Source organism: Streptomyces scabiei 87.22 (assembly GCF_000091305.1).
Lineage (GTDB): Bacteria > Actinomycetota > Actinomycetes > Streptomycetales > Streptomycetaceae > Streptomyces > Streptomyces scabiei.
The window spans coordinates 1,744,138-1,766,512 of sequence record NC_013929.1 but is presented as its reverse complement, the minus strand read 5'-3'; the positions used below and the strand labels follow the sequence as shown (position 1 = coordinate 1,766,512).

General features: G+C 72.6%; 18 protein-coding genes and 1 pseudogene. 5 read left to right on the top strand and 14 right to left on the bottom strand.

What is annotated here, in order from left to right; all coding sequences use genetic code 11:
* Positions 1-16: 16 nt before the first annotated feature.
* The 5 genes from SCAB_RS07485 to SCAB_RS07460 all read right to left on the bottom strand — a co-directional run bounded on the left by SCAB_RS07485 (position 17) and on the right by SCAB_RS07460 (position 5,291).
* Positions 17-1,462, bottom strand: coding sequence for an MFS transporter (locus SCAB_RS07485; protein ID WP_012999450.1), 1,446 nt, complete (start codon positions 1,460-1,462; stop codon positions 17-19).
* Positions 1,459-2,037 carry a TetR/AcrR family transcriptional regulator gene (locus SCAB_RS07480; RefSeq protein WP_012999449.1) on the bottom strand — a complete coding sequence of 193 codons (579 nt, stop codon included), beginning with the start codon at positions 2,035-2,037 and terminating at the stop codon, positions 1,459-1,461. Before SCAB_RS07480 ends, SCAB_RS07485 begins: the two co-directional genes overlap by 4 nt.
* A 52-nt stretch (positions 2,038-2,089) precedes the next feature.
* Positions 2,090-2,725, bottom strand: a complete 636-nt coding sequence (locus SCAB_RS47950; protein WP_012999448.1) for a hypothetical protein — start codon at positions 2,723-2,725, stop codon at positions 2,090-2,092.
* 202 nt (positions 2,726-2,927) lie between these two features.
* Positions 2,928-4,268, bottom strand: coding sequence for an MFS transporter (locus SCAB_RS07465; RefSeq protein WP_012999447.1), 1,341 nt, complete (start codon positions 4,266-4,268; stop codon positions 2,928-2,930).
* Positions 4,269-4,625: 357 nt separating this feature from the next.
* Positions 4,626-5,291: a TetR/AcrR family transcriptional regulator gene (locus SCAB_RS07460; protein ID WP_012999446.1), complete on the bottom strand. Its 666-nt coding sequence runs from the start codon at positions 5,289-5,291 to the stop codon at positions 4,626-4,628.
* Positions 5,292-5,491: 200 nt separating this feature from the next.
* Here SCAB_RS07460 and SCAB_RS07455 point away from each other — a divergent pair, with 200 nt between their 5' ends.
* Positions 5,492-6,391, top strand: coding sequence for a shikimate dehydrogenase (locus SCAB_RS07455; protein ID WP_012999445.1), 900 nt, complete (start codon positions 5,492-5,494; stop codon positions 6,389-6,391).
* Positions 6,392-6,620: 229 nt separating this feature from the next.
* Positions 6,621-8,480 (top strand): sugar phosphate isomerase/epimerase and 4-hydroxyphenylpyruvate domain-containing protein, encoded by a 1,860-nt coding sequence (locus SCAB_RS07450; RefSeq protein ID WP_046773297.1) that lies wholly within the window; start codon positions 6,621-6,623, stop codon positions 8,478-8,480.
* Here SCAB_RS07450 and SCAB_RS07445 read toward each other — a convergent pair.
* From SCAB_RS07445 to SCAB_RS07410, 9 genes and pseudogenes are all read right to left on the bottom strand, one after another.
* Positions 8,467-9,921 carry a pentapeptide repeat-containing protein gene (locus tag SCAB_RS07445; protein ID WP_041668945.1) on the bottom strand — a complete coding sequence of 485 codons (1,455 nt, stop codon included), beginning with the start codon at positions 9,919-9,921 and terminating at the stop codon, positions 8,467-8,469. The two genes, SCAB_RS07450 and SCAB_RS07445, sit on opposite strands and share 14 nt — an antisense overlap.
* A 137-nt stretch (positions 9,922-10,058) precedes the next feature.
* Positions 10,059-10,940 carry a phosphogluconate dehydrogenase (NAD(+)-dependent, decarboxylating) gene (gnd, locus tag SCAB_RS07440; RefSeq protein ID WP_012999442.1) on the bottom strand — a complete coding sequence of 294 codons (882 nt, stop codon included), beginning with the start codon at positions 10,938-10,940 and terminating at the stop codon, positions 10,059-10,061.
* Positions 10,941-10,950: 10 nt separating this feature from the next.
* Complete coding sequence (gene opcA, locus SCAB_RS07435; RefSeq protein WP_012999441.1) at positions 10,951-11,916, bottom strand: glucose-6-phosphate dehydrogenase assembly protein OpcA; 966 nt, start codon at positions 11,914-11,916, stop codon at positions 10,951-10,953.
* Positions 11,913-13,442: a glucose-6-phosphate dehydrogenase gene (gene zwf / locus SCAB_RS07430; protein ID WP_012999440.1), complete on the bottom strand. Its 1,530-nt coding sequence runs from the start codon at positions 13,440-13,442 to the stop codon at positions 11,913-11,915. Before zwf ends, opcA begins: the two co-directional genes overlap by 4 nt.
* Complete coding sequence (tal, locus tag SCAB_RS07425) at positions 13,439-14,617, bottom strand: transaldolase (protein ID WP_374194938.1); 1,179 nt, start codon at positions 14,615-14,617, stop codon at positions 13,439-13,441. The genes zwf and tal overlap by 4 nt, the downstream gene beginning before the upstream one ends.
* A 22-nt stretch (positions 14,618-14,639) precedes the next feature.
* Positions 14,640-14,917, bottom strand: a pseudogene (locus tag SCAB_RS48345) (transketolase-like TK C-terminal-containing protein); the annotation flags it as partial.
* Positions 14,918-14,980: 63 nt separating this feature from the next.
* Positions 14,981-16,369 (bottom strand): glycoside hydrolase family 16 protein, encoded by a 1,389-nt coding sequence (locus SCAB_RS07420; RefSeq protein WP_037729885.1) that lies wholly within the window; start codon positions 16,367-16,369, stop codon positions 14,981-14,983.
* Positions 16,370-17,138: 769 nt separating this feature from the next.
* Positions 17,139-17,843, bottom strand: coding sequence for a TetR/AcrR family transcriptional regulator C-terminal domain-containing protein (locus tag SCAB_RS07415; RefSeq protein ID WP_041668944.1), 705 nt, complete (start codon positions 17,841-17,843; stop codon positions 17,139-17,141).
* Positions 17,844-17,897: 54 nt separating this feature from the next.
* On the bottom strand, positions 17,898-19,517 hold the full coding sequence (locus SCAB_RS07410) for a gamma-glutamyltransferase family protein (protein ID WP_012999436.1): 1,620 nt from the start codon (positions 19,515-19,517) through the stop codon (positions 17,898-17,900).
* Between the two features lie 170 nt (positions 19,518-19,687).
* On the opposite strand from SCAB_RS07410, the gene SCAB_RS07405 reads away from it, so the two are divergent.
* The 3 genes from SCAB_RS07405 to SCAB_RS07395 are packed head-to-tail and all read left to right on the top strand — an operon-like array spanning position 19,688 to position 22,345.
* On the top strand, positions 19,688-20,572 hold the full coding sequence (locus tag SCAB_RS07405) for an ABC transporter substrate-binding protein (protein ID WP_012999435.1): 885 nt from the start codon (positions 19,688-19,690) through the stop codon (positions 20,570-20,572).
* Positions 20,573-20,610: 38 nt separating this feature from the next.
* Complete coding sequence (locus tag SCAB_RS07400; protein ID WP_012999434.1) at positions 20,611-21,486, top strand: amino acid ABC transporter permease; 876 nt, start codon at positions 20,611-20,613, stop codon at positions 21,484-21,486.
* Positions 21,487-21,544: 58 nt separating this feature from the next.
* A complete protein-coding gene (locus tag SCAB_RS07395) occupies positions 21,545-22,345 on the top strand; it encodes an amino acid ABC transporter ATP-binding protein (protein ID WP_046773296.1) in 801 nt (266 codons plus the stop codon).
* Positions 22,346-22,375: the final 30 nt, after the last annotated feature.

Below are 22,375 nucleotides of genomic sequence, written 5' to 3'. Positions count from 1 at the left end.
CCTCCGGTCGCCCGGGTCACGGCCCTTGTTCATCGCTGTTGTCCTCATCGTTCCGTACTGATCGCGTTCCATCCCTGGCGGGGCGGGCGGGTCGGGGCATTCGTACGGCGAGAGGTGCGCCGAGCGCGGCCACCCCGGCCAGGAGCAGCAGGGCGGGGCCCGTACCGAGCGGCATGAGCGAGGTCGCCGCCGCCACCCCCAGCGCGGGGCCGACGTTCAGCGCGGTCTGCTGCAGCCCGCCCGCCACCCCCGCCGACTCCGGCGGCGCCTGCCGGACGACGACGGCGGTCGCGGTGACCATCAGCGCACCGAAACCGGCGCCCAGCAGCAGGAATCCGCCGCCGATCACCACCGTGGACGAGCCCGGTCCGAGCCGGGACAGCGACAGCACCCCGCAGGCCAGCAGCACCGTGCCCGCCAGGGCCGTGGGGCGGGCGCCCCACCGGCGCAGCGCGACGGCCGACAGCGGCGCGCCGAGGACCATCGTCACGCCGCCGGGCAGCGCGACGAGACTCGTGTGCAGCGGGTCCAGGCCGAGGACGTCCTGGAGGACGAAACTGCACACGAACAGTGCGCCGAGCATCGCCGCCGACGCGGCCACCAGCGCGCCGAGCGCCGCCCGCACGGGTGCCGAGCCGAGCACGGCGGGCGGCAACAGCGGATCGGGCGTCCGCCGTTCGCGCCGGACCAGGGCGAGGGCGGCCCCGGCCGCGATCAACAGACCGAGCACACCGGTCACGGTCCAGCCGTGCGCCGGCACCCCGGTGAGCGTGTGCACGAGCGCCGCCAGGGCCACCGCGAGCAGCGCGGCGCCGGGCAGGTCGAGCCCGGGCCCCGGGGTCCTCGTCGTGTCCGGCGCCCGCGGGGGACGTACCGTCAGCGCCAGCACGCCCATGACCAGCGCCGGAACGACGTTGAGGAAGAACACCGCCCGCCAGCCCAGCTGGGCGACCAGCACCCCGCCGACCAGCGGACCGGCGGCGACCGCCACACCGATCGCGCTGGTCCGCAGCGCGATGGGCATTCCCAGCCTGTCGGGGGGATACGCGGCCCGCAGCATCCCGAGCGTGGCGGGCTGCAGCAGCGCGCCGAAGACACCCTGGACGACCCGCAGCCCGATCACCCAGCCCACTCCGGGCGCGCACCCGATGGCGGCGGAGGCCGCGCCGAACCCCAGGACGCCCCAGCCGAAGACGCGCCGGTGTCCGAACCGGTCGCCCAGCCGTCCCGCGAACACCAGCAGCCCCGCCACCGCGATCAGATAGCCGGTGCTGGTCCACTGCACCTCGGTGAGGCCGGCGTCCAGGTCGCGGCGCAGCGTCGGCTGGGCGATGGTCAGGACGGTGCCGTCGAGGGCCACCAGCACGGCGCCGAGCACGCTGCAGGCGAGGGTGAGACGACGGTGCGGCGCCGATGCCGGCGCGTCCGGTCCGGCGACGGTCCGCGCGGAGGTCGCCGTCATCGGCCCTCGCTCCCCAGGTGCGCGTCCAGCGCGGTGCGCAGCAGGGGAGCGACGTCGTCGGCGCCCGTGGTGAGCTGGAGGCTGCCCCAGGTCCACAGCTGGGCGATGCCGTGGAGGTTCGCCAGCAGGGCCCCCGCGACCAGCCGGGCGTCGGCGCCCGGCCGGGCCCGTCCGACGAGGTCCACCAGCAGGGCGAAGATCGGCAGGCTGGTGTCGCGCAACCCCAGCCCGTCGCTCTCCAGCAGGTCGTGACGGAACATCAGCTCGTGCATGCCCCGCCGGGTGAGCGCGAAGTCGAGGTACACGTGCGCCAGCGTGGCGATCTGCTCGCGCGGACTCGCCGTACCCTCCCCGAGCGCGGCCGTCCCCCGGGCGGCGAGGTCCTCGAAGCCCCGGCGCGCGATGGCGGACAGCAGCTCCAGATGGGTGGGGAAGTAGCGGCGCGGCGCCCCGTGCGACACCCCCGCACGCCGCGCGATCTCCCGCAGGGAGAGCGCCTGGACGCCCTCCGTCGTCACCAGCTCGACCCCGACCTCGACCAGCCGGGACCGCAGTCCCGTGTTCGGCTCACTCATAGACACTGTCTACCATCGGAGGTAGACAGTGTCTACTGACGGCTCCCGGTGTCTACTGACGGCTCCCGGTGTCCGCGCGAAGGATCCCGTCGTCCGCCCCGGGAGTGTCCGTCGAGGCCGATCCCGCCTTCTCCAGGACGCAGAGGCGGCCTTCGTCGGGATCGCCGACGTAGGTCCACAGGACCGGGTCCTTCGACGTGCCCCGGGCCTCGTAGCGGGCCCAGATCCCGGAGGGGGCGAACGTGAGGTGGACCGTGGAGACGGGAGCGCCCGTGTCGATGTCGTCCCCGGTCTCGTCGTGTTCCCAGCCGCCCTCGCCGGGGGCCGGGGCGGTGACCTCCTCGGCGCGGTCGTCGTCGTTGTCGTCGAAGTCGCCGCAGACCCCGTCCGACCCGAACGTCCCGTCCTGCCTGAGCGTCAGCCGCCCGCCCCGCTCGTCGACCCAGGTGCCGGTGACCTCGGACCGGCTCAGCGCGAGAGGCTCCCCGTCGGGGACGGGAACCGACAGACGGCTCACCACCAGCAGCAGGGCGAACGCGCCCGCCACCAGCAGAGACAGGCCGCAGCCGACCACCCCGGCCGCCGGCACCAGCAGCGCGATCCTCCAGCGCCGCCGGCTCGTCTCGGCCGACGGCCATCCCCGCCACGGCGGAGGCGTGGCTCCGTACGGGTCCTCGGTGCGTTTCATCCCTGACCCCCGGTGACGGTGCCGCGCGATCGTCGCGGTGCGGCCATCATGCCCCCGACCTGCGAAGCTCCCCGTGCTGGGGCCGCTCCCGCGGGGCCCGGGGTCTGCAGCCGGGCGTCCGGAGCCGGGCGTCCGGAGCGCGCACGCGTCCCCGGACACCTCGGGGGTGTCCGGGGACGCGGGGTGTGTTCCGGGCCGGTGCTCAGGCCGCGACGCGCTCCCGGTCGTTCTTCTCGCGCGGGGTGCGGACGCCGAGGAGGTCGGTCGGGATCCGGTGGGTCTCCCGGGCGGTGAGGGCGGCGATGACGGGCGGGACGCACAGGGCCGCGGTGAACAGGGCCACGGCGAACCAGTCGTCACCGTCCGGGCCGGCGATCTGCGCGGCGAAGGTGACGGCGAACCCGGCGACCGCGAAGCCGATCTGGGTGCCGATGGCCATACCGGACAGCCGGACGCGGGTGGAGAACATCTCGCCGTAGAACGAGGGCCAGATGCCGTTGGCGGCGCTGTAGACGACGCCGAAGGTGATGATGCCGAGGACCAGGACCAGCGGGTAGGCGCCGGTGGAGACCGCCCACAGGTAGACGAACATCAGCACCGCGCTGCCGCCCGCGCCGATCGCGAAGACCGGACGGCGGCCGATGCGGTCGGAGAGCGTGGCCCACAGCGGGATGGCGCCCAGCGCGACCAGGTTGGCGAGCGCCCCCACCCACAGCATGGAGGAACGGGACAGGCCGACCGACTCGCTCGTGCCGTACGCCAGCGCCCACACCGTGAAGATCGTGGAGACCGAGGCGACCAGCGCGCCCGCGACGACCCGCAGCACGTCCGCCCAGTGCTCCCGCATCAGGATGGCCAGCGGCAGCTTCGCGACGCCCTCGGACTCGGTCTGCTGCGTGAAGGCCGGGGTCTCGTCCAGGGTGCGGCGGATGACGTAGCCGACGACGGCGACCGCGATGCTCAGCCAGAACGGGACGCGCCAGCCCCAGGACAGCAGCTGGTCCTCGGGGAGCGCCGCGATCGGGATGAAGACCAGGGTGGCGAGGAGCTGCCCGCCCTGGGTGCCGCTGAGGGTGAAGCTCGTGAAGAAGCCGCGCCGGTCCGAGGGGGCGTGCTCCAGCGTCATGGAGTTCGCGCTGGCCTGCTCGCCGGCCGCCGAGATGCCCTGCAGCACGCGGCAGAGCACCAGCAGGACCGGGGCGAGGGTGCCGACCTGGTCGCGGGTGGGCAGGCAGCCGATCAGGAAGGTCGACACGCCCATCAGGATCAGCGTGAAGACCATGATCTTCTTGCGGCCCAGCCGGTCGCCGAAGTGTCCGAGGACCAGCGCGCCGATCGGCCGGGCCGCGTACGCGACGCCGAACGTGGCCAGCGACAGCAGGGTCGCGGTGGCCGGGTCGGACTCGTCGAAGAAGACCGCCGGGAAGATCAGGGCGGCGGCGCTGCCGTAGATGAAGAAGTCGTAGTACTCCAGGGCGCTGCCGATCCAGGCGGCCGTGGCGGCCTTCCGGGGCTGGCCGGGCGGTGCGGCGGGGACGGACACGGCGTACTCCTTCGAGGGTTCTCCACCGTAGGCGGAGCGGGGCGGAGGAAGACAGGGGGGTTCCGGCGGGGGAGAGGGCCGGACCCTGGGGGTGACGGGGCGGCCGCGCCGGGTGCGACCCGGCTAATTAACCCACTGGGTAGTTAGTAGCGGTTGCACGGATGTTGCGCCGACGTTTCCCGGGTGTCAAGAGGCAGCACCGAAGGATCTTCCCCGCGGGAGAGGCCCGCACGGGCCGGAGCGGACCGGCGCGGACCGGCGGGAGCCGGCATGAAAGGGCTGCGTCAGGCCGTGCACCTGCCGCGTCCGCCCGTGAACCAAGAGGTCCCGGGCCGGGCGTCACCAGGAGGCGCGGCCTCAGTCCGTCGCGCGGTCCGCCGTCAGGTAGGCGATCACCAGGTCGCCGAGCATCGTGCGGTAGTGCTCGCGCCGGCCCGGATCGACCAGGTCGCGGCCGAAGAGGGCGCCGAAGGTGTGCCGGTTGGCGACGCGGAAGAAGCAGAAGGAGCTGATCATCGCGTGCAGGTCGACGGCGTCGACGTCGGCCGTGAACAGGCCCGATTCGCGGCCCGACGCCAGGATCCGGCGGATCACGTCCAGCGCGGGCGAGCCGATCCTGCCGAGCATCTCGGAGGAGGCGATGTGCTCGGCCTCGTGGATGTTCTCGATGCTCACCAGGCGGATGAAGTCGGGGTGCGCCTCATGGTGGTCGAACGTCACCTCGGCGAGCCGGCGGATGGCCGCGACCGGGTCCAGATGCTCGACGTCCAGCTCCTGCTCCGCCTGCCGGATCACGGAGTACGCCCGCTCCAGCACGGCCGTGAACAGCTGCTCCTTGCCGCCGAAGTAGTAGTAGATCATCCGCTTCGTGGTGCGGGTCCGGGCGGCGATCTCGTCGACCCGGGCACCGGCGAATCCGGAACGGGCGAACTCCGCGGTCGCGACGTCGAGGATCTCGGCCCTGGTGCGGGCGGCGTCACGGATGCGCCCGTTCTGTCGTGCCGGTTCTTCGACGCTGGTCATCGCGTTCCTTCGGGCAAGGGGCCAGTGTCCGCGATTGTAGAAGCCGGCGGCCTGCGGCCCGGCGCCGCGTTCCGGTGCCGCCTCCCGCCCCCGCCCCCGGCCCGCCGGTCGTGTGTGTGCCCGGGCCTTCCCAGGACCGGCCCGAGGTGCTATGACTAACGTACTAGTTCGTACATTAGCCAGCTCAGGAGGCCCCCGCCGTGCCCCAGGTCTCGAACCGCAACGCCGAGCAGGACTCGTATCTCGTCGGCCTCGTCGGCTCCGGTATCGGGCCCTCGCTCAGCCCCGCCCTGCACGAGCGGGAGGCCGGACGGCAGGGCCTGCGGTACGTGTACCGCCTGATCGACATCCACGAGCTCGGGGTGGGGCCGGAGGCGGTCGGCGACCTCGTCCGCGCCGCCCGCGACCTGGGCTTCGACGGGCTGAACATCACCCACCCGTGCAAGCAGCTCGTCATCGACCACCTCGACGGCCTCGCCCCGCAGGCCGCCGCGCTCGGCGCGGTCAACACCGTCGTCTTCGAGGACGGCCGCGCCGTCGGCCACAACACAGACGTCACCGGCTTCGCCGCCTCCTTCGCCCGCGGCCTGCCCGACGCACCGCTGGAGAAGGTGGTCCAGCTGGGCGCCGGGGGAGCGGGCGCCGCCGTCGCCCACGCCACGCTCACCCTCGGCGCGGAGCACGTCACCGTCGTCGACGCGATGCCCGACCGGGCCACCGGCCTCGCCGCCGCCCTCAACCGCCACTTCGGCCCGGGACGGGCCACCGCCTCGACGCCGGACGCGCTGCCGGGACTGCTGGGGCAGGCCGACGGGATCGTCCACGCGACACCGACGGGGATGGCCGCCCACCCCGGACTGCCGTTCGCCGCGGAGCTGCTGCGTCCCGGGCTGTGGGTGGCGGAGGTGGTGTACCGGCCGCTGGAGACCGAGCTGCTGCGGGTCGCCCGGGGGCTCGGCTGCGCCACTCTGGACGGCGGCGGGATGGCGGTGTTCCAGGCGGCCGACGCGTTCCGCCTGTTCACCGGGCGTGAGCCGGACACCGCGCGGATGCTCGCCGACATCGGTGAGCTGGCCGGAACCGCGGGAGCGCGCAACTGAGCACCCGGACGGCCGGTCCGGCGCGTCGCCCGCGGGTCGGTCGCCCGCGGGTCGGTCGCCCGCGGGTCGGTCGCCCGCGGGTCCGCCCCGGCCGGCCGCGCCCCCGCGGCGGAGCCGCACCCTGTCACGCCCCGCGCCCCTGACCGGGGCGCGACCCCGTTCAAGGAGTGTCCCCATGATTCCCATGACTCCCACGCATCCCTCGGCTCCTGTGCGTCCCATGCGTCCCGTGCGTACGTCCATCGCCACCGTCTCCCTCGCCGGATCCCTCACCGAGAAACTCACCGCCGCCGCGCGGGCCGGCTTCGACGGGGTGGAGATCTTCGAGAACGATCTGCTGGCCAGTCCGCTCACGCCCGAGGAGATCAGGGCCCGCTGCGCGGATCTCGGGCTGAGCATCGACCTCTACCAGCCGATGCGGGACGTCGAGGCCGTGCCGACGGCCGTGTTCGAGGCCAACCTTCGGCGGGCCCGCCACAAGTTCGAGCTGATGGGACGGCTCGGCTGCGACACGGTGCTCGTCTGTTCCAGCGTGCATCCGCTCGCCGAGGACGACGACGCGCTCGCCGCGTCCCAGTTGCGGCAACTGGCGGACCTGGCACAGGAGTTCGGAATCCGGGTCGCGTACGAGGCACTGGCGTGGGGGCGGCACGTCAGCACGTACGACCACGCGTGGCGCATCGTGGAGGCGGCCGGCCATCCGGCGCTCGGCACCTGCCTGGACAGCTTCCACATCCTGGCCCGGGGCTCCGACCCCAAGGCCGTCGAGGACATCCCCGGAGAGAAGATCTTCTTCCTGCAGCTCGCCGACGCACCGCTGATGGCGATGGACGTGCTGCAGTGGAGCCGGCACTACCGCTGCTTCCCCGGACAGGGCGGCCTGGACGTCACCGCCCTGGTGAGGCATGTCATGGCCACCGGCTACGACGGCCCGCTGTCGCTGGAGGTCTTCAACGACGTCTTCCGGCAGGCCGACGCCGGCCCCACCGCCGTGGACGCCCACCGCTCGCTGCTGATGCTCCAGGAGGCGGCGGGCATCGCCGCGCTGCCCGAGCGCGTGGTGCCCACGGGTGTCGCCTTCGCCGAACTGGTCACCCCCGACGCCGAACCGGTGGGCGCGCTGCTCGACGCGCTCGGCTTCGCCCGTGCGGCCCGGCACCGCAGCAAGCCGGTCGACCTGTGGCAGCAGGGTGACGCGCGGGTCCTGGTCAACACCGGACCGGCCGCCCGGCGCGACGGCACCCGGCTCGCCGCGATCGGACTGGAGTCACCGGACCCGGCCGGCGCCGCCCGCCGCGCCGAGGCCCTCCTCGCACCGGTGCTGCCGCGCCGCCGTGCCGCCGAGGACGCGGCCCTCGACGCGGTGGCCGCCCCCGACGGCACGGAACTCTTCTTCTGCGCCACCGACCGCCCCGGACTCCCCAGCTGGACCGGTGACTTCCGGCCCGTGGACCACGCAGAGGCCGCGGGCCACACCGGGGCCGCGGGCCACACCGGGGCCGCGGGCCACATCGCTCGCTTCGACCACCTCGCCCTGACCCAGCCCTGGCACCAGTTCGACGAGGCGGCCCTCTTCCACCGCGCGGTGCTCGGCCTGCGGCCCGGCGGCAGCGTCGAAGTCGCCGACCCCTACGGACTGTTCCGCAGCAGGCCGGTCACCACCGAGGACGGCACCGTCCGGATCGTCCTCGGGGTGGGCCCCGCCCCGGGCGAGGGAGCCGCCCGCTCCCAGCATCTCGCCCTCGCCACGGACGACGTGGTCGCGGCGGCCCGCGCCTTCCGCGCGGCCGGGGGCCGACTGCTGGCCGTCCCCGCCAACTACTACGACGACCTGGCCGCACGGTTCGCGTTCGCCGACGGCGAGCTGGAGACGTACCGCGAACTCGGCATCCTCTACGACCGTGACGCGGACGGCGCGTTCCGCCACTGCTACACCGAGACCGTCGGCCGGGTCTTCTTCGAACTCGTCCAGCGGGACTGCGGCCACCAGGGCTACGGCGCGTCCAACGCGCCCGTGCGTCTCGCCGCCCAGCACGCCGGCAGGCCGGTCGGGCAGCGCGAGTCACGGGCGGGAGTCACTGGCGGCTGACGGCCCGCGTCACACCCGTGACGACCGTCGTCGCGAGGATCCAGCCGGTGATGACGAGCAGATACGACAGCCACTGCCCGGGACCCTCGGGCGCGAACGCCCGTTCCTGGCCGAAGTCGATGATCGGCAGGAGCAGGTCGAGGGTGTAGAAGACCGGGTTGAACAGCGGTGCCTCGTCCGCCTTGAGCGGGCCGGGCGGGTGCACCGCGTACGCCACCGAGCCCACCGCCATCAGCGACAGCAGCCAGACGGCCGCCCGCAGCGGACGGAAGCCGTAGCCGACCGTGACGTCCTGGGCGTACCCCCACAGCCTCCCGTACCAGCGCAGCGTGGCGCGATGGCGGCGCTGCTTGGCGAGCTGGACGCGCCGGGCCGCGTCCTCGTCACCGATCCTGCGGTACGCGGCCGTCAACTGCTCGTAGGAGTACGGCAGATACGCCTCGCCGTCCCGCTCCAGCATCGGCAGCCGCCGCTCGGCGGGCTCGTGCGGCATGAGGGAGGTGTAGGTGAGGCTGTTCAGCAGGACCTGCTCAGGAAGCATGTCCGGCTCCAGCATCAGCACCTCTATCTGGGCGCGGCGCATGTTGAGGACGCCCTCCACCGCGGGACCGTCGCGCAGCCACAGTTCGCTGATGACGGAACTGCTCACCCGCAGCGCCACGGCGCCGGGACTCGACAGCCGCGCGTATGCCAGGTCCAGTTGGCCGCCGACCCGGGCACCGCGCAGCTCCACCCGGCCGCGTACGTCCGCGCGGCGGAGCACGACATCGGACTCCGTGGAGAGTGTCTCCGCGGCGAGCGCGGTGCCGTCGGGCCGGTGCAGGCGGGCCCGTCCGAGGTCGACCCTGCCGGCGACATGGGCGCCGCCGAGCCGGACCTCGCCGTGCGCGCGCAGCCCGGGCCCGCACAACTCCTCCCCGATCTCGGCCTGGTTGAGCCGCAGGGCGGGCTCGTCGTCCGGTGCGGTGAGCTCGGCCCGCTCCATGAACAGGGTCCCGGAGATCTGCGCCCCGGTGAGCCGCACCGGCCCCAGGAACCGGCATTCGGTCAGCCGCAGCCCGCCGTCCACCCGCACCCGTGCCGAACGCAGGCCGGGCAGCACGGACCTGGTCAGATTGAGGTAGGTGAAACGGGCGCCCGAGAAGTCGGGGGTCTCGTCGAAGTGGCAGCCCCTCAGCCGTACGACACTGTCGACCGTCGCGTACTTCAGGTCCAGTGCCCCGGAGATCCGGGCGCCCTCGATCCTGAGGGCCGCGACCTCGCCCTCCTCCTGGGGGGCGGTGAGCAGTAACGCCCGCAGCACCCGGGCCCGTACGGTCCGCTCCGGACCCGGGTCGGCGCCGTCCGCCGTGGGGTCCCCGGACGTGAAGTCCACCGCCGCGCCGAGCGGGAAGGCGTCCCACACCCGCCGCTCGGCCGCCGTCAGGTCGTTGATCATCATCACCGGGAATCTCACCCGCGCCGCCCGGGCCTGTCAACCACGCGTGCTCCCCGGCCCCGGCCGTCGGCGACCGGGGGAACAGGCCGTTCCCCGCGCCCGAGGGTGCGCGGGGAACGGCCTGCCGTCGTGCCCGGCGCCTACTCGGTCGCCTCCACCGCGTGGCCGCCGAACTGGTTGCGCAGCGCGGCGATCATCTTCATCTGGGGGGAGTCGTCCTGACGGGAGGCGAAGCGGGTGAACAGCGAGGCGGTGATCGCCGGCAGCGGCACCGCGTGGTCGATGGCGGCCTCCACGGTCCAGCGTCCCTCGCCCGAGTCCTCGGCGTAGCCGCGCAGCTTCGCCAGGTGCTCGTCCTCGTCGAGCGCGTTGACGGCGAGATCCAGCAGCCAGGACCGGATGACGGTCCCCTCCTGCCAGGACCGGAACACCTCGCGCACGCTCGTCACCGAGTCGACCTTCTCCAGCAGCTCCCAGCCCTCGGCGTACGCCTGCATCATGGCGTACTCGATGCCGTTGTGGACCATCTTGGAGAAGTGCCCGGCGCCCACCTTGCCCGCGTGGACGTAGCCGTACGGCCCCTCCGGCTTGAGGGCCTCGAAGATCGGCTGGAGCCGTTGCACGTGCTCCTCGTCGCCGCCCACCATCAGGGCGTAGCCGTTCTGGAGCCCCCACACGCCTCCCGAGACACCCGCGTCGACGAAGCCGATGCCCTTGGCGCCCAGCTCGGCGGCGTGCTTCTCGTCGTCCGTCCAGCGGGAGTTGCCGCCGTCGACGACCGTGTCGCCCGGCGACAGCAGCTCCGCCAGTTCGTCGACGACCGACTGGGTGGCACCGCCGGCGGGGACCATCACCCAGACGGTGCGAGGACTGCCGTCGAGGCGCTCGACCAGTTCGGCGAGGCTGCCCACGTCGGAGACGTCGGGGTTGCGGTCGTAGCCGATGACGGTGTGGCCCGCGCGGCGGATCCGCTCGCGCATGTTGCCGCCCATCTTGCCGAGACCGATCAGACCCAGCTGCATCGGTGCCATGTCAGTTCACTTCTCCCTGAGCGTCGGAAACGTTTCGGACGGGCTTGTCGTCGGTGCTCCCGCCGCCGCGCAGGGCGACGGCGTACATCTCGTCGGCGTCCAGGCGCCGCAGCTCCTCGGCGATCAGCTCGGAGGTGGGCCGCACCTTCAGCGCGAGGGTCCGGGACGGCTGGCCCGGCAGCGTGAGCGTGGCGAGCGGGCCCTCGGGGCGGTCGATGACGACCTCCCCCCGGGCGGTGCCGAGGCGTACGCCCGTGACCACCGGCCCGGCGGTCAGGACCCGCTCGACGGACACGCCGAGCCGGGCCTCCAGCCAGCGGGCCAGCAGTTCGGCGCTCGGGTTGTCGGCCTCGCTCTCCACGGCGGCCGAGGTGATGGTCTCCTTGGCCTGGTCGAGGGCGGCCGCCAGCATGGAACGCCACGGCGTCAGCCGGGTCCAGGCGAGATCGGTGTCGCCCGGCGTGTAGGAGGCGCTGCGCTGCGCCAGGGCGGCGAGCGGGGACTCCACGGCGTACATGTCGGTGATCCGGCGCTGGGCCAGCGCGCCGAGCGGGTCCTTCGCCGGGTTCTCCGGCGCGTCCACGGGCCACCACACCACCACCGGCGCGTCCGGCAGCAGCAGCGGCAGGACCACGGAGTCGGCGTGGTCGGACACCTCGCCGTACGTCCGCAGCACGACCGTCTCGCCGGTGCCCGCGTCGGCGCCGACCCGTACCTCGGCGTCGAGGTGCGACTTGGTGCGGTCCTTCGGGGTGCGGGCGTGCCGCTTGATGACGACCAGGGTGCGCGAGGGGTGCTCGTGCGAGGCCTCCTCGGCCGCCTTGATCGAGTCGTACGCGTTCTCCTCGTCCGTCACGATCACCATCGTGAGGACCATGCCCACGGCGGGTGTGCCGATGGCCCTGCGGCCCTGCACCAGGGCCTTGTTGATCTTGCTTGCCGTGGTGTCCGTCAGGTCGAATTTCATGGCCTGCGCCAGCTCCGTCCGTCTCGTGCGAGCATCTCGTCCGCTTCCCGTGGGCCCCAGCTGCCCGAGGCGTACTGCGCCGGCCTGCCGTGCTTGGCCCAGTACTCCTCGATCGGGTCGAGGATCTTCCAGGACTCCTCCACCTCCTGGTGGCGGGGGAAGAGGTTGGCGTCGCCGAGCAGCACATCCAGGATCAGCCGTTCGTACGCCTCCGGGCTGGACTCGGTGAACGACTCGCCGTACGCGAAGTCCATGGTGACGTCCCGGATCTCCATCGAGGTACCCGGCACCTTCGAACCGAAGCGCACGGTCATCCCCTCGTCCGGCTGCACCCGGACGACGACCGCGTTCTGCCCCAGCTCCTCGGTGGCGGTGGAGTCGAACGGGGAGTGCGGGGCGCGCTGGAAGACCACCGCGATCTCCGTCACCCGGCGGCCCAGCCGCTTGCCGGTCCGCAGGTAGAAGGGCACCCCCGCCCAGCGCCGGTTGTCGATGCCGAGCCTGACCGCCGCGTACGTGTCCGTCGTCGAGGAGCGGTCGATGCCCTCCTCCTCCAGATAGCCGGGCACCTGCTCACCGCCCTGCCAGCCGGACGCGTACTGCCCGCGCACGGTGTGCCGGCCCAGGTCCTCCGGCAGCCGTACGGCCCTGAGCGCCTTCAGCTTCTCGGTCAGCAGCGACTCCGCGTCGAACGCGGCCGGTTCCTCCATGGCGGTCAGGGCCAGCAGCTGCAGGAGGTGGTTCTGGATGACGTCACGGGCCGAGCCGATGCCGTCGTAGTACCCGGCGCGACCGCCGATGCCGATGTCCTCGGCCATCGTGATCTGCACGTGGTCGACGTAACTGCGGTTCCACAGGGGCTCGTACATCTGGTTGGCGAAACGGAGCGCCAGGATGTTCTGGACGGTCTCCTTGCCGAGGTAGTGGTCGATGCGGAAGACCTGCTCGGGGTCGAACACGTCGTGCAGCACCGCGTTCAGCTCGCGGGCGCTGGCCAGGTCGTGACCGAACGGCTTCTCGATGACCGCGCGCCGCCAGGACCCCTCGGGCGGACTGGCCAGCCTGTGCTTCTTCAGCTGCTTGACGACCTCCGGGAACATCTTCGGCGGCACCGAGAGATAGAACGCGAAGTTGCCGCCCGTGCCCCGCGAGCCGTCCAGCTCCTCGACGGCCTCGCGCAGCCGCTTGAACGCCTCGTCGTCGCCGAAGTCGCCGGGGATGAACCGCATCCCCTCGGCGAGCTGCTGCCAGACCTCCTCACGGAACTCGGTGCGGGCGTGCTCGCGGACCGCGTCGTGCACGATCTGCGCGAAGTCCTCGTCCTCCCAGTCCCGGCGCGCGAAGCCCACGAGCGAGAAGCCCGGCGGCAGCAGGCCCCGGTTGGCCAGGTCGTACACGGCCGGCATCAGTTTCTTGCGGGACAGGTCACCGGTCACCCCGAAGATGACGAGCCCCGACGGGCCCGCGATCCGGGGGAGCCGGCGGTCCTCCGCGTCCCGGAGCGGGTTGAGCCACTCGGCGGTCATTCCCCATCAACTCCTCTGCTGTTCAACGACTTCGCCACCACGTCCGACAGGTCCTGCCACGCCGCCCCGAACGCGGCGACGCCCTGCTTCTCCACCATCCCCACGACCTCCTCGTAGGAGACACCCAGCGCCTCCACGGCCGCGAGATCCGCACGGGCCTGTGTGTACCCGCCGTTCACCGTGTTCCCACGGACGACGCCCCGTTCGGCGACGGCGTCGAGCGTGGCCCCGGTCATCGCATGGACGGTGCCGGGCGCGACCAGCTCCTCCACGTACCGGGTGTCCCGCTCGGCGGGGTTCGTCACGGCCGTGGCCGCCCACAACGGGCGCTGCGCGTTGGCGCGGGCCCCGGCGAGGGCGGTCCAGCGGCTGCCCGGCTGCCGTGTGCCGTCGGCCTTGCCGAACATCTCTTCGTACGCCTCATGGGCGAGCCGCGCGTGGGCGAGCCCGGCGCGGCCCCTCAGGTCCCGTGCCTCCCGCGTGCCGAGCAGCGTCAGCCGCTCGTCGATCCCGGCGTCCAGACGCGAGACGCAGAGAGAGGCGACGGAGTGGACGGCGGACAGGTCCAGGCCCGCCGCCCCCGCCTTCTCCAGGCCCGCCAGATAGGCGTGCATCACCTCGTAGTGGCGTTCCAGGGAGAAGACCGCCGTGGCGGCGACGCTGATCCCGAGCCCGACGACCTCGGTGATCGCCCCGAGGCCCGCCCTCGTCGCCGGGATCCCGATCATCACGTTGGGGCGGTCCACGAGCCGGACGAGCTGCCTGGCCTCGGCGACGGTCGCGGCACGGTCGTGGGCCGACCGGGGATCGACCGGAACGGCCACCCGGCCGTCCCGGCCCGCCGTCGCGTCGTACACCGGGCGCAGCACGTCGGCGGCGGCGCGGGCGTCGGCGGCCGTCATCATCCGAACGGCCTCGTCGGACGTCACCCCGCGCACGGCGAGGTCGTCGAGCTGGTCCTCGTAGCCCTCCGCGGAGCCGATCGCGGCCCGGAGGACGGACGGGTCGGCCGTCACCCCGACGACGTGCCGCTTCTCGACGAGTTTCGCGAGGCCGCCGGAGGCGATCTGGGGACGGGAGAAACCGTCGAGCCAGACGGAGACGCCCTCGTCGGCCAGGCGCGTCAGGGGATCCGCGACGAGGGCCGTCACGGCTGGTTCGGTGCTCACAATGATCATCTTCCTTCAGGCGCTCGCGTCAACCGCGCACGGCGGCGCGTGATTCCCGCGCGGCGGCGACGACGTGCTCGGAGGTGGAGCCGGACGCGGCGAACAGCGTCTCCGCGTCGGCGGAGGCGCCGAAGTGCGGGGAGAGACGCCGCGGCCGTGGTCACCGACGTAGCGGTACCAGGTCGGACCGATCCCCGCCCCGACCGCCACGCGGGCCCGCACGGACGGCGGCAGCACACGCGCGCGACATTCGCGCGGCTGTTCCTCGAACCACTCCGCCGACGGCATCGACACCACCCCGGCCCCGCACGGCGAAGGGGCTCCACGCCGATGCGTGGAGCCCCTTCCTGGTACGGGTCGACCGGCCGCTCAGCGGCCGAAGTTGAACCAGTTCACGTTCACGAAGTCCTGTGGCTGGCCGCTGGTGAAGGTCAGATAGACGTCATGGGTGCCGGTCACCCGGCTGATGTTCGCGGGGACCGTCCGCCAGGACTGCCAGCCTCCGGTGTTGGCGATCGAGAAACTGCCCACCGGTGCGTTCGCCCGGCTGTCGATCCTGACCTCGACCAGACCGCTCACCCCCGAGTTGGCGCCGGAGGCCACCCGCGAGACGAACTGTGTCGCGCCGGTGGAGCCGAAGTTCACGTTCTGGAAGAGCGCCCAGTCGCCATTGGCCAGCGCGCCGATGTTCTGACCGCCGCCGGTGTCGGTCGTGGTCTCGGTGAGGGTGCCGCTCTGGCCGTTGTACGACTCGGCCTGGATGGTGCTGTACGCGTCACGCGTGCCCGTCGGGGGAGGGGTGGTGGTGCCGCCGCCGGCCGACAGCACCTGGACGTAGTCGACGACCATGGGGACACCGGAGCGGGTGTCGCCGTCCAGGCCGCCGCCGAACGCGTCCGGGAACGCGCCGCCCATCGCCACGTTCAGGATGATGAAGAACCCGTGGTTGGTCGCGTTGGTCCACGTGGTGGCGTCGACCTGGTTCGCGTTGACCGAGTGGAACTGGGTGCCGTCGACCGAGAACCGGATCGTCTCGGGGGTCACCGAGCGGTCCCACTCCATGGTGTACGTGTGGAAGCCGGACTGGCAGGTCGTGCCGGGGCAGGCGGTGGAGTTGCCGATGCCGGTCGTCTCGTTGCACGGGCCGCCGGGGCTGGTGCCGCAGTGGATCGTGGCCCAGACCTGGTTGCGGCCCTGCACGTTCTCCATGATGTCCAGCTCGCCGACGCTCGGCCAGTTCTGGTAGTTGCCCCGGTAGGGGGCGCCCAGCATCCAGAAGGCGGGCCAGTAGCCCTCGGCGGCGGTGCCGGTGACGTTCGGCATCTGGAGCCGTGCCTCGACCCGCAGTTTCCCGCCCGCCGGGGGCTGGAAGTCGGTGCGGTTGGTCTCGATCCGGCCGGAGGTCCACCGGCCCGCAGCATCGCGGACCGGGGTGATGCGCAGGTTGCCGTTGCCGTCGAGCGAGACGTTGCTGGTGCTGTTCGTCATGGTCTCGACCTCGCCGGTGCCCCAGTTGGCAGGGCCTCCGGGGTACGAAGTCCCGGTGGCGTACTGCCAGTTGGAGGTGTTGACGCCGGTGCCGGCGGTGCCGTTGAAGTCGTCGGCGAAGACCTGCGTCCAGCCTGCGGGCGGTGTGGGGGCGGCGCCCTGCGCGGTCGTCGCCCACGCCGTGGCCAGCGCCAGCGCGCCGGCCATGGCGAGGAACACGCGCCTGAGCGGGCGGCGACGTCCGAGGGGTATGCCGGAGGGTTCACTCATAGCGGCCTCTTCGGGTGTACGGAGTGACGTGCGCGGGTGGGGTGGGGGGGAGCGCTCCGTGGAGTCCCGTCCTGAGAGCGCTCTCAAAAGCAGAGCGTGCGGTCAATGTGCGCTGCGGCGCTGCCGTCGTCAAGAGTTGAAGCGGAGAAAGTCCTTGCGCGCGGGCCGAGTTCACCTCTTTTCCGCGAGAGGGAGCCGGCGTTCACATCACGGCCGAACCGCGTCCGGCGGTGGGCGGCACGGAGCCTCGCGGCGGACGACCTGGCAGGTCGCACCGGGGCGGCGGTGGGCCGACCCGGTGTGAACGCCGGCCGCTGCGCGGTGAAAGGCAGGGGAAGTGCGCCCGGGGAGTGCCGAGGGCCGGGTCCGCCCGCCGGGGCGGCGTGTCGAGGCGGCCGTCGGCGATGAGGGCCGGCCGCACGCGCCGCACGGCGAGGTCCCGTGACCGCGCAGGTGCGGTGGAACCGGCGAGGGACGGCGGGACGTGCGGGGTGCGGTGGAACCGGCGAGGGGTGCGGCGGGACGTGCGGGTGCCGCGGAACCGGCGAGGGGCTGCGGGACCTGCGGGGTGCCGCGGAACCGGCGAGGGGTGCCGAGGGACCCGCGAGGGGAAGCGGCGGGACCCGCGAAGTGCAGCCGGGACTCGCGAGGCGCCGCGGAACCCGCGAGGCGCTGCGGAACCCGAGGGGCGCGGCGGGACGGGTCCCCGCGGGGACGCGGGGTGCCCTGTCGTGTCCCGGCGGTCCGCCGTGCCCCGGCGGACCGCCGCCTACGCCCGCGCGTTCGCCTTCGCCCGGATCGTGTCGATGACCGCCCGGACGGCGGTGACGAAGTTCTCGGGGTCGTCCAACGCCTTGAAGCGCGGGGCCAGTCGGGCGATGTGGGGGAACTTCTCGGGCGGCAGGTCGAGGTAGTCCGTCTTCCACGCCCGGAGATCCGCGTCCCGGATCTCGGGGGACAGGGACGCCAGGCTCGCGTCCATGGCGCTGTAGGACAGCACCAGATCGGCGAAGACCCGGTAGTAACGGGCCGCGTCGTCGTCGTCGAGACCCGCGCGGCGCATGCAGTCCAGCTTCCGTTCCACGGTACGGAACTCGTTCTCCCGGCGGGCGGTGCGCGCGGCCGCGAGGGCGCCCACCCGGGGGTGCCGGAGGAACGCGCGGTGGGTGTGGACCGCGATCTGCATCAGGTCGTGGGCCCAGTCGTCCGTCGGCGGAGGCGTGTGCGCCAGCGCCTCCTCGTGCAGGGCGTCGATGAGGGCCAGCAACAGCTCGTCCTTGTTGCGGAAGTGCCGGTAGATCGCCGTCGGATGAGCGCTCAGCTCGCGGCCGAGCGCCGAGAACGTCAGCTTGTCCATGCCGGACGAGTCGGCCACCCGGAACGCGGCCTCGACGATCGTCTCCTGGCTCAGGGTGCCGCGGGGCAGCCGGGGCCGGCGCGTGGCCTTGCCCGTACCGGCGTCACTGGTCGTCATATGTCCTTCCCCATGTCGGTTCTCCTCCATAGTGGTGCACCGCGACGGCCCCGGTCAGCCCGCGACGGCCGAGCCGTCCGCCCGCGGGTCGGTGGCCGCCAGCAGACGCGGACCGGCGGCGTCGTCCGCGCGGCGGACCAACTGGCCGTGCCCGACACCGTCGTCGTGCGTGCCGATCAGGTCGACGGCGAAGCCCGCGCCCTCGATCGCGCCGACGCCCGCGCCGGGCACGTCCCGCTCCGCCTTGACCGTGCCCGCGCCCTCCGTGACCCCGGCCTCCATGGCCCCGAGGACCCAGCGCGGCGCCGACACGGCACGCCCCGGAGAGGCGCCGGCGGCCAGCTGCAGGGCGAGATGGGTGTGCACCTGTGGCTGCGCGCGGCCTCCCATGACGCCGTGTGCTCCGACGAGCGTGCCGGTCTCCCGGACCAGGACCGGCATCAGGGTGTGCAGGGGGCGCTTGCCGCCGGCGAGCCGGTTCGGTGACGTCGGATCCAGCGAGAACGACGCACCCCGGTTGTGCAGGACGACACCGGTGCCGGGATCGAGCAGCCCGGCGCCGAAGCAGTGGAACACGCTCTGGATCAGGGAGACCCAGGTGCCGTCGCGGTCGGTGACGACGACGGCGACGGTGTCGCCGGACGCCTTCGGCCGGCCGAGCAGTTCGACCGGTGTGCCCGCCATGGCCCGCTCCGCGACGCGTCGCACGTACGGTGCCGACAGCAACTCCTCGGCAGGAGTGGCCTCCTCCCACTCCGGGTCGCAGCAGAAGCTGTCGCGGTCGGCGGCGGCCTGGGCGAGCACGGACGCCACCACGCCCGCGTCACGGCCCAGCGGGTCGAGCGTCCCGCGCACCGAGCGCACCACGTCGAGCGCGCGCATGCCCTGGAGGAAGTACAGGCCCTGGGAGTTGTCGCCGCCGGAGAGGTATTCGACGCCGTCGTACACCGCGCCGTGGGTCTCCGACAGCCGGACCCTGTGCTCGGCGAGATCCTCGGCCGTCATGGCCGAGCCGTGCCGGGCGAGCAGTTTCACCAGGCTCAGGCCCACGTCTCCGCCGTACAGGGCGGACGGTCCCTGCGCGGCGATCGACGCGAGCGTACGGGCGAGGGCGGGCTGCCGCAGGGTCCGGCCGGCCCCCAGGACGTCTCCGTCGGCGAAGAACACGCCCAGCATCCCGGGGTCACGGGCCAGGATCGGGCGCTCCCTGCGCAGGTCCAGAGCCAGCCCGGGGGCGACGGGCACGCCCTCGCGGGCGGCCGCCTCGGCGGGGGCGAGCGCCGCCGCGAGCGGGCGGGTCCCCCAGGCTTCGGCGAGCGCGGCCCAGCCGGCCACCGCGCCGGGGACCGTGACCGGGAGCGCGCCGAGGACGGGCATCCGCTCGTACCGGTCCGTCAGCTCCCGCACGTCGACGGCCCGCGGTGCCCGGCCGCCGGCGTTGACGAACCGGACCTCGCCGTCGGCCGTGCCCACGAGCGCCAGGAGATCGCCGCCGACCGAACACTGGTTGGGGTAGACGACGGTCAGCATGGCGGCGGCCGCGAGCGCGGCGTCCACCGCGTTGCCGCCACCGCGCAGGACGTCGGCCGCGGTGTCGCTCGCCGTCGAGTGCGGTGTCGCGACGGCCCATTCGCCGCCCGAGGCGGAGAGCCGACGCTCGGTGAGTACGGACATGGTTCCCTTCCCCAGCGCCCGCGGCAGATGGTCGTTAACCGCCCTGTTACGGGAGATTCCTTGACATCTTCCGAGCGCCCGCCCTAGCTTCCCTACATAGTCAACGGCATCGACTATCGCATTGACTAAGAGCCCACGCAACCACGGTGAATCCCTGAAGGAGGCCGGCAATGGCAAGATCGTTCCGTCGTGCCAGTCGTACGACACTCCCGGCGGCCTGTGCCGCCGTCGCGGCCATGGCCGTGCTCGCCGGGTGCGGCGGCGCCGCCGGGACCGCGCCCTCGTCCGCGCCCTCGTCCGCGGCCTCGCCCGTGGTCGACCTGCCTGCGGGGACCCTCGTGAAGGACGGGCAGATCACCTACTGCTCGGACATCAGCGCGCCGCCGCTGACCTACTACGACGCGGCGCAGAAGCCGGTGGGCGCCGAGATCGAACTCGGCGACGCGCTCGCGCAGCGGCTCGGCGTCAAGGCGAACTGGGCCAACACCGCGTTCAACGGCATCATCCCCGCCCTGCAGGCCAAACAGTGCGACGCGATCATCACCCAGCTCTACATCAAGCCCGAGCGGGAGAAGGTGGTGGACTTCGTCCCGTACATGTACGCCTCCAACACCCTGGTCGTGTCGGCCGAGAAGGGCGAGGGCATCAAGGGCGTGGCCGACCTGTGCGGCAAGAAGGCGGCGGCCCAGACGGGTACGACCGTCGCCGACCATCTCGCCGCCCAGTCGAAGAAGTGCCGGGCGGACGGGAGACAGAAGGTCGACATCCGGCTGTTCAACAAGGACACCGACGCCCTGCAGCAACTGCGCCTCGGCCTGGTCGACAGTTACGGGACGACCCTGGAGACCGCCGCCTACGTGATGAAGCAGCAGCCGGGCACCTTCGCACTCGCCGGTGAGCCCTTCAACCGCGTCAAGGTGGGTGCCGCGACCCGCAAGGACGACACCGCGCTGCACGACGCCCTCACGAAGGCGTTCGCCGCCCTCCGGAAGGACGGCGCGTACGCCGCCATCCTCAAGAAGTGGAACCTGACGGGCGACGACATCGCCGGTTAGCACCCGCCCGCGTTCCACCCAAGCAGGGAGAGGATGACGTGATCGACACGTCCTTGCTCGCCGGTCCGGCCCCCGTGTCCGGCTTCGACTGGCCGTTCTTCTGGCACTATCTGCTGTCCCCTTCGGGCATCTTCCTCGAAGGACTGTGGCGCACCGTGTACATATCGGTCGTCGCCCAGACGCTCGGTGTGCTGTTCGGGCTCGTCATCGCGCTGGCCCAGCGCAGCCGGTTCGCCGGCCTGCGCTGGTGCGGCCGGACGTACGTCTGGCTGATCAGGGGCACGCCCCTGCTGGTCCAGCTGGTCCTCGTCTACAACGGCCTCGCGGCGGCGGGCGTCTACCGGTTCACCGACGTCCAGGTGGGCGGCCTCGTCCTGCTCGGCGTCGTGCAGGCGGCCGTCCTGACGCTCGCGGTGAACGAGGCCGCCTACATGGCCGAGATCATCCGTGCCGCGCTCGACGCCATCGACCGCGGCCAGACCGAGGCGGCGCAGGCCCTCGGCATGACTCCCTCGCTGACCATGCGGGTGGTCCTGCTGCCGCAGGCGCTGCGGATCGTCGTTCCGCCGCTGGGCAACGAGTTCAACCTGATGATGAAGTCGACGTCGCTGCTGTCGGTCATCGGGCTGCAGGAGATGTTCCTGACGGCCCAGTCGATCAACTCGGCCACCTTCAAGACGTTCGAGATCTTCCTCGTCGCCGCGTGCTACTACCTCGCCCTGACGACGGTCTGGTCGTTCGTCCAGCGGTTCATCGAGCGCAGACTCGCCGACCCCGGGACCGTCCCGCCTCCCGGCCCCTCCCTGCGGGAGCGGTTCGTCGGCGGCGGCAGGGGCGGGGGCTCCGGCCCCGTCCGCCGACGGAGCGAGACCGCGGACAAGGAAGCCACACTCACGGGCAAGGAGGCGTACTGACGTGGAACCGATCGCGAGGGCGACAGGGGTGAACGAACCGCACGACCGTGTCGCACCGATCCGCAACTGCCCGACCGGCCCCGCGGATCCGTCGGCGGTGCTGTCGGCGCGCGGGGTGGTCAAGGCGTTCGGCGACACACGGGTGCTCGACGGTGTGTCCATGGACGTCCGGGCCCGCGAGGTGGTGGTGGTCGTCGGGCCGTCGGGCTCGGGGAAGACCACGTTCCTGCGGTGCCTCAACCATCTGGAGAGCATCGACGCGGGAGAGATCCTCGTCCAGGGGCGCCGGGTCGGGTACAAGGACGGCCGGGACCGCCTGGTGGAGGAGCGGCCGAGGACGATCGCCGAACGCCGGCGCACCATCGGCTTCGTCTTCCAGCGCTTCAACCTCTTCCCCCACCTCACGGCCCTGGAGAACGTGGCCGTAGCCCCGACGAAGGTCCTCGGTGTGCCGAAGGACGAGGCGAGGGAGCGGGCGCACGCCCTGCTGGCCAGGGTCGGCCTCGCGCACAAGGCGTCCTCGCGGCCGTCCGTCCTGTCCGGAGGCCAGCAGCAGCGGGTCGCCATCGCCCGCGCCCTCGCGATGAAGCCGGAGCTGATGCTGTTCGACGAACCCACCAGCGCGCTCGACCCGGAGATGGTCGGCGAGGTCGTCACCGTGATGAAGGAGCTGGTCGAGGACGGCCTGACGATGATCGTCGTCACCCACGAGATGGGGTTCGCGCGGTCCGCCGCGGACCGGCTCGTCATGTTCGACAACGGAGTGATCCTGGAGGAGGGGACCCCCGAGAAGCTCATGACGGACCCCGAACACCAGCGCACGCGCGCGTTCCTGAGGCGCATCGACGGCCACGGCTGAGCGACGGCCGGTGCCCCTGCCGGCCGCCGC